Below are 7468 nucleotides of genomic sequence, written 5' to 3' on the forward strand. Positions count from 1 at the left end.
GCCCACGCACGAAGAAAATGCGATAGCATTTTCGAGGAGTCTTCGCCGCCTTCCGCTCCAATCAACATGCTAAAATTCAATTAACACAGCAAAAAATAAAAACCCCAATTTTTTCAAATTGGGGATGTTGATTAGTGTTGTCTTAATTTATCAAGTTCTACAAGGAACTTATCGTTAAGAACCTTAATATATGTCCCTTTCATACCAAGAGAACGTGATTCAATAACCCCTGCACTTTCAAGCTTTCTTAGTGCATTTACAATAACTGAACGTGTGATTCCAACCCGGTCAGCAATTTTGGAAGCAACTAACAAGCCCTCATGCCCATTTAATTCTTCAAAAATATGTTCGATTGCCTCTAACTCACTATAAGACAATGAACTGATCGCCATTTGTACAACAGCTTTGCTTCGTGCCTCTTCTTCAATCTCTTCAGACTTTTCACGTAAAATCTCCATACCTACAACAGTAGCACCATATTCGGCAAGAATTAAATCATCGTCATGGAATTTTTCTTGCAATCTTGCAAGAATTAATGTACCCAGGCGTTCCCCACCGCCAATAATAGGAACAATCGTTGTTAAACCTTCTTTGAATAAATCTCTATTTTCTACAGGGAATGCAGTATATTGGCTTTCAATATCCAAATTTGAAGAAGTTTCTTGAATATTAAACAGGCCTTTTGTGTATTCCTCAGGAAATTGGCGATCTTCAAACATTTTCTTCATACGCTCGTTCTCAATTTGTTGATAAATTGAAAAACCTAAAAGCTTACCGCGGCGGCTTACGATGTAAACATTCGCTTCAATCGTCTCACTTAACGTTTCCGACATTTCTTTGAAATTAACAGGCTTGCCTGCTGCCTTCTGTAGTAAAACATTAATTCGTCTAGTTTTTGTAAGTAAATCCATCTGTTTCTTCCTCCTAGTAACTACAACCATTATTAAATTTTTTAGTAAAATTTTTCATGTATGAGATTATTATTTAAGAATGGCATCTCCTGAAAAATTCAAAAAAGCAGCATTCCTAAAGAATGAATTGGCTTAAATCTTTATTCTTCGAAATAGCCCCAAGCTTATCATCCACATACTGCGGCGTGATCGTAATTTTCTCCATCGTAATGTCTGGAGCTTCAAAGGATAAATCCTCTAATAGCTTTTCCAGTATAGTATGAAGACGTCTAGCCCCAATATTATCGGTATTTTGATTCACTTCGAACGCTACCTCAGCTATTCTACGAATAGCATCGTCAGAAAATTCAATTTGTATACCTTCTGTTTCCAATAATGCTTGATATTGTTTAATTAATGCATTATCAGGTTCAATTAAAATTCTAAAGAAATCTTCCACTGTTAACTTGGTTAGCTCAACACGAATTGGAAAACGTCCTTGAAGTTCCGGAATTAAATCCGATGGTTTTGCAATATGAAAAGCACCCGCTGCTATAAACAAAATATGGTCCGTTTTAATGGAGCCGTATTTTGTAACAACTGTTGAACCCTCAACCACTGGAAGGATATCCCGTTGGACACCTTCACGCGAAACATCTGCCGATGAACCGCCAGAATTTTTGCTGGCAATTTTATCGATTTCATCTATAAAAATGATGCCTGTTTGTTCAGCACGATAGGTTGCCTCGGATGAGACTTCATCCATATCAATCAGCTTTGCAGCTTCTTCACTTGTTAATACATTCCTTGCTTCGCGAACGGTTAGCTTTCTCTTCTTTCGTTTTTTCGGCATAAAACTACTAAGAGCATCCTGCATATTCATACCCATTTGTTCAATTCCTGAACCCTGCAGCATATCGAACATCGAAGGCGTTTGCTCTTCTACCTCAACTGTTACAATTTCATCTTCTAATTGTCCGAGAGCAAGTTTTTCTTTGACAATCTTCCGCTTTTCCTGTGCAGAAAAATCTTCTTGTTGTGTGTCCGGTTCAGATGAAGAATTTCCGCCGCCGAATAACATTTCAAGTGGATTTTTATAGTTCGTCGCTTTTTTAGCTGACGGAACTAGTAAATCAACAAGCCTGCTGTTCGCATTCTCTTCAGCTCGTTCTTTCACACTTTGCATACGCTCTTCTTTCACTAAACGAACAGAGGTTTCCGCAAGATCGCGCACCATTGATTCTACATCACGCCCAACATAACCCACTTCTGTGAATTTAGTTGCTTCCACCTTAATAAACGGAGCACCGACAAGTTTAGCCATCCTTCTGGCAATTTCCGTTTTACCTACCCCGGTTGGACCGATCATCAAAATGTTTTTTGGAATTATTTCTTCACGAAGCTTATCATTTAAGAGGCCTCTTCTGTAACGGTTTCTTAATGCAACAGCAACCGCTTTCTTAGCATCCTTCTGTCCAATAATATATTGATCAAGTTTCTCAACAATTTGTCGGGGAGTTAAATCCGTAGTTTTTACCATTTTTTCCGTCTCCTTCCCGTTACAGCTCTTCAACGATAATGTTGTGGTTGGTATATACACATATTTCCGCAGCTATTTCTAAAGAAGCTTTTGCAATTTCTTTTGCAGACAAATGTTCGCCTGCATATTTCTTTAACGAACGGCCAGCGGCCAATGCATAATTTCCACCTGAGCCGATAGCAAGAATCCCATCGTCAGGCTCAATCACTTCACCGGTTCCGGAAACTAATAGCAAACTTTCACGATTCATGACAATTAGCATCGCTTCCAATTTGCGAAGCATCTTATCATTTCTCCATTCTTTAGCTAGTTCGACTGCAGCTCTTTGAAGATTGCCGTTATATTCCTCTAACTTACCTTCAAACAATTCAAAAAGTGTGAACGCATCTGCAACAGAACCAGCGAATCCCGCCAATACCTTACCATTAAATATCTTTCTTACTTTTCTGGCAGTGTGTTTCATCACAACTGCATTGCCAAAAGTCACCTGGCCATCACCGGACATAGAGCATTCACCGTTATGGTGGATTGCAAATATGGTAGTCGCATGAAATTGATTCATTAAATTTTCCTCCCTTTGGAGTAATTTCCGTTAAAAAGTCGAGTGATATGTAAGAGCTGGGTACCTAATCCCACTTATTGATGAGAATAAAGAAAATCACTGAAAACAAGTTATTAATGGTTCAATTGTTATTTTGCGGAATTGCTTACAATTTGTAAACACCCAGTAAATATGTTTAATAAAACATTCACAATTAACATACTATTTAAACTGACAAGGGCTAGTAAATCGTAACATACTTCTATAGCCCTTGCAATAAATTTTACAAAACTTTCACAAAGTTCTGAATTGTTTCTAACGCTCGATTGGCATGTTGTAAGTTTCTTTCCTGCTTACCTTTTATTTTCACTGGCAGTTCTGGAAATAAACCGAAATTCGCATTCATGGGCTGAAAATTTTCGGGATTAGCAGTTGTGATATACCGTGCCATGCTGCCAATCGCTGTTTCGGCAGGAAACTCAACTGTCTCTTCTCCGATTGCTAGACGAGCCGCATTAATTCCAGCTATTAAGCCGCTGGCAGCAGATTCAACATAGCCTTCAACCCCTGTCATTTGACCGGCGAAAAATAAATCCTCACGATTTCGGAATTGATAGGTAGCCTTTAGAACCTTAGGTGAATTAATAAACGTGTTTCGATGCATTACACCATAGCGGACGATTTCAGCATTTTCAAGACCCGGAATCAAACGGATGACTTCCTTTTGTGCTCCCCACTTTAAATGTGTCTGAAAACCAACAATATTGAAAAGCGTCCCGGCTGCATCATCTTGACGAAGCTGGACCACCGCAAATGGTCTCTTTCCTGTTTTCGGATCTTCTAGACCTACAGGCTTTAATGGACCAAATAGCATTGTTTTCTTCCCTCTAGACGCCATTACTTCAATTGGCATACAGCCCTCAAAAAAGACTTCTTTTTCAAATTCTTTTGTAGGAGCAGTCTCTGCTGTGATAAGGGCCTCATAGAAGGTGTTAAATTCTTCTTCAGTCATTGGACAATTCAGATAAGCGGCTTCCCCCTTATCATATCTTGATTTTAAATAAACCTTGTCCATATTAATGCTGTCTTTTTCTAAGATTGGAGCTGCAGCGTCATAAAAGTAAAGATAGTCTTCACCGGTCAATCCCTTTAATTGTCCTGATAGAGCTTCACTCGTAAGCGGGCCAGTGGCAATAACGGTTGGGCCTTCAGGGATTTCGGTCACTTCTTCATTGATTACCGTTACATTTTCATGATTTTTAACCATCTCTGTTACTTTTGCGGCAAACTCATGACGGTCTACTGCCAATGCTCCTCCAGCTGGTACTGAACATGCATCAGCTGCCGCGATTATTACCGAATCAAGTTTTCTCATTTCTTCTTTTAAAACTCCGACCGCATTTGTTAAAGTATTGGCCCGGAGTGAATTACTGCAAACTAACTCCGCGAATTTATCGGTATGGTGCGCAGGTGTTTGCTTCACTGGACGCATTTCATACAGTCTTACTTTTACTCCGCGTTTGGCTATCTGCCAAGCTGCTTCACTACCAGCTAGACCAGCGCCAATCACATTTATCGTTACATCTTTCAAAAAAGTACCTCCTCAATTTCCTGCAATATTTATCCTAGTAACCATTTTGGATTAAAAAGTACTATAAATATACCTTGCCCTCATGATAAGTCCATCTTGCATTGTACTATACGATTGAGGAACAAAAAAGTTTTTTGTTTTTGTAAAAAAATTTTAAAACACTTTTTGAATCGAGTTGTGAAACTAAAGAAGCACAATAGTTGGCCGCTTCTTATTGATTGGATTATGAAAAATAGGGGATCCGGCACGTTTGTTGGTATGGGGCTATATGAAGACATTTATTACGGCCATCGACCTTCATTTGTCCTCATGACCGCTTCATGAGAACAAATGAAAATCAACCACTTACCAAAAATAATAAAAGAGTGGGTTTCCCCCACTCTTAGCTTTGCGGCTCTTCCTTATAATCACAATTAACACACTGCACTTGAACGCCTTTTTTTAATTTCTTTTCAACTAGCAAACCTTCACATTTCGGGCAGGGTCTCGGAAGCGGCTTATCCCATGAGATAAACTCACATGAAGGATAATTCGTACAGCCGTAAAACAATCTTTTTTTCTTACTTTTCCGTTCGATGATCTGTCCTTCTTTACACGTTGGACAAGTTACACCAATCTCTTTCACAATCGGCTTTGTATTTCGGCAATCGGGGAAATTGCTGCATGCCATGAATTTTCCATAACGGCCCATTTTGAATACCATTGGACTGCCACAGTTTTCGCAATCCTCACCTGCTGGCTCATCTTTAATTTCGACAGACTGCATTTCTTTTTCTGCCTTTTGTAGATGGATCTCGAAATCCCGGTAAAATTCATCTATAACCTGCACCCATTTGACTTTTCCCTCTTCGACATTATCTAAGCCCTGCTCCATTTTTACCGTGAATTCTACATCAAGAATCTCTGGGAAAAACTCAACCATTAATTCGTGAACAATTTCGCCGAGTTCTGTTGGAACAAAACGTTTATTATCTAAAGCAACATAGCCCCGCTTTTGAATTGTATCCAATGTTGGTGCATATGTCGATGGACGGCCAATCCCCAGCTCTTCCAGGGTTTTTACAAGTCTTGCTTCTGTATAACGCGGAGGCGGCTGAGTGAAATGTTGTTTTGGATCAATATCCTTTTTAAACACCTCATCGCCTTCTTTTAGGTCTGGAAGCATTTTATTCGGACCATCCACTTGGTCATCCGTGCCTTCCACATAGACCTTCATAAACCCGGGGAACTTGATCTTTGAGCCAGTAGCCCGGAAGATTACATTGCCATTTTGCAGGTCAACACTCATAGTATCCATAACAGCCTGTGCCATTTGACTGGCAAGGAACCGCTCCCAAATCAACTTATATAATCTCAGCTGGTCACGAGAGAGATATTCTTTTAAACTGTTTGGGTCTCGTAAGGTACTAGTCGGGCGGATCGCTTCATGGGCATCCTGAGCATTCGTCTGTTTTTTCTCTTTTCTTTGGTCATTCTTTAAATACTCTTCACCGAATTCCGCTTTGATATAGCTCGCCGCCTCTGCTTGAGCTATTTCTGAAATTCGAGTTGAGTCCGTTCTCATATAGGTGATAAGACCAACAGTACCTTCCTTGCCAAGCTCAATCCCTTCATACAGCTGTTGCGCGAGCATCATCGTTTTCTTGGCACGAAAGTTTAACTTTCTTGCTGCTTCCTGTTGTAATGAGGAAGTAATAAAAGGCGGTGCAGGATTTCTGCGTCGTTCTTTCTTGCTCACTGAGTTGACCTTGAACTTATTCCCCTTCATTTCTTTCAAGACGGCTTGAACATCCGCTTCGGACTTTAGTTCATTTTTTTCTTGTCCTACTAATGAGTAGAAAGCTCCGCTAAACTGGTCCTTGCCCTTTAAGAACTCTCCTTCAATCGTCCAATATTCTTCCGGATTGAAATCTTTTATTTCCTTTTCACGATCGATGATTAACCGGACGGCGACTGACTGAACTCGACCCGCACTTAAGCCTTTTTTTACCTTTTTCCAAAATAGCGGGCTGATATTGTATCCGACAAGTCTGTCTAATATCCTTCGGGCCTGCTGGGCATCAACCAGATCCATATTAATCGGACGTGGATGCTTGAAAGATTCCTTAATCGCATCCTTGGTAATTTCATTAAAAACGACGCGGCAATCGGAATGGACATCTACGTCTAAACTATGAGCTAGATGCCAGGCGATTGCTTCCCCTTCGCGATCCGGGTCAGCTGCGAGATAGACTTTTTTCGCTTTTTTGGCCGCTGTTTTTAAATCCTTTAATACCGGGCCCTTCCCCCGAATGGTAATATACTTTGGTTCAAAACTATTTTCAACATTTACTCCCATTTGACTGCGCGGTAGATCGCGGATATGTCCCATCGAAGCTTTTACTTTATACTTATTTCCTAAATAGCGTTCTATTGTTTTCGCTTTTGCAGGCGACTCAACAATTACTAGAAATTCTGCTGCCATTCAATATCCTCCTTAAGAGGGAAAGTGTAAAAGCGCCTTGAATACGGCAAAAGCCTGATTCTAAGATGCTTACTATTTGAGAAGTTTTCCTAAATTCCAGTTTTTACACATTTAACCGGAGAAAATACTTTACAAAACTGCCTTACCCCAAAATTTTTAAACTATATGGTAATTATCATAGTATTTAACATTTTTTATTCTATTCATTTTTTTTAAGAAAAGGATGTATTTATTAGTATTTTAACATCTGTTGGAAAATGTATAACATAATAGAAATTTTTGCAACCTTTTTTAGGTAATTTCTCCATTTAATTAAAAATACCTGCTTAAAAGGCAATTTTATTGGTACGTTTCTTAGCTACTGCTTAGGGATATATTTTAGCTCTTCCAAGATATCCTTTGCACTGGTAACCAGTTTTGCTCCTTGCTGGATCAATTCATT

The 7468-nt window shown here is 39.5% G+C and carries 6 protein-coding genes; all 6 read right to left on the bottom strand.

The genetic code is table 11. The features are described from left to right. Nucleotides 1–131 precede the first annotated feature (131 nt). Complete coding sequence (gene codY / locus V7077_RS07565; RefSeq protein ID WP_215040775.1) at nucleotides 132–911, bottom strand: GTP-sensing pleiotropic transcriptional regulator CodY; 780 nt, start codon at nucleotides 909–911, stop codon at nucleotides 132–134. Between the two features lie 115 nt (nucleotides 912–1026). Then, on the bottom strand, nucleotides 1027–2430 hold the full coding sequence (hslU, locus tag V7077_RS07570) for an HslU--HslV peptidase ATPase subunit (protein ID WP_335500041.1): 1404 nt from the start codon (nucleotides 2428–2430) through the stop codon (nucleotides 1027–1029). Nucleotides 2431–2449: 19 nt separating this feature from the next. Then, nucleotides 2450–2992 carry an ATP-dependent protease subunit HslV gene (gene hslV / locus V7077_RS07575; protein ID WP_101647429.1) on the bottom strand — a complete coding sequence of 181 codons (543 nt, stop codon included), beginning with the start codon at nucleotides 2990–2992 and terminating at the stop codon, nucleotides 2450–2452. A 262-nt stretch (nucleotides 2993–3254) separates the two neighbouring features. Further along, complete coding sequence (gene trmFO / locus V7077_RS07580) at nucleotides 3255–4562, bottom strand: FADH(2)-oxidizing methylenetetrahydrofolate--tRNA-(uracil(54)-C(5))-methyltransferase TrmFO (protein ID WP_335500044.1); 1308 nt, start codon at nucleotides 4560–4562, stop codon at nucleotides 3255–3257. A gap of 382 nt (nucleotides 4563–4944) precedes the next feature. Then, nucleotides 4945–7026, bottom strand: coding sequence for a type I DNA topoisomerase (topA, locus tag V7077_RS07585; protein ID WP_335500045.1), 2082 nt, complete (start codon nucleotides 7024–7026; stop codon nucleotides 4945–4947). Nucleotides 7027–7384: 358 nt separating this feature from the next. Continuing rightward, on the bottom strand, nucleotides 7385–7468 hold an 84-nt coding region (locus V7077_RS07590), incomplete at its 5' end, for a hypothetical protein (RefSeq protein ID WP_335500124.1).

The sequence above is a fragment of the Neobacillus vireti genome, from assembly GCF_036962465.1.
Lineage (GTDB): Bacteria > Bacillota > Bacilli > Bacillales > Cytobacillaceae > Neobacillus > Neobacillus vireti_B.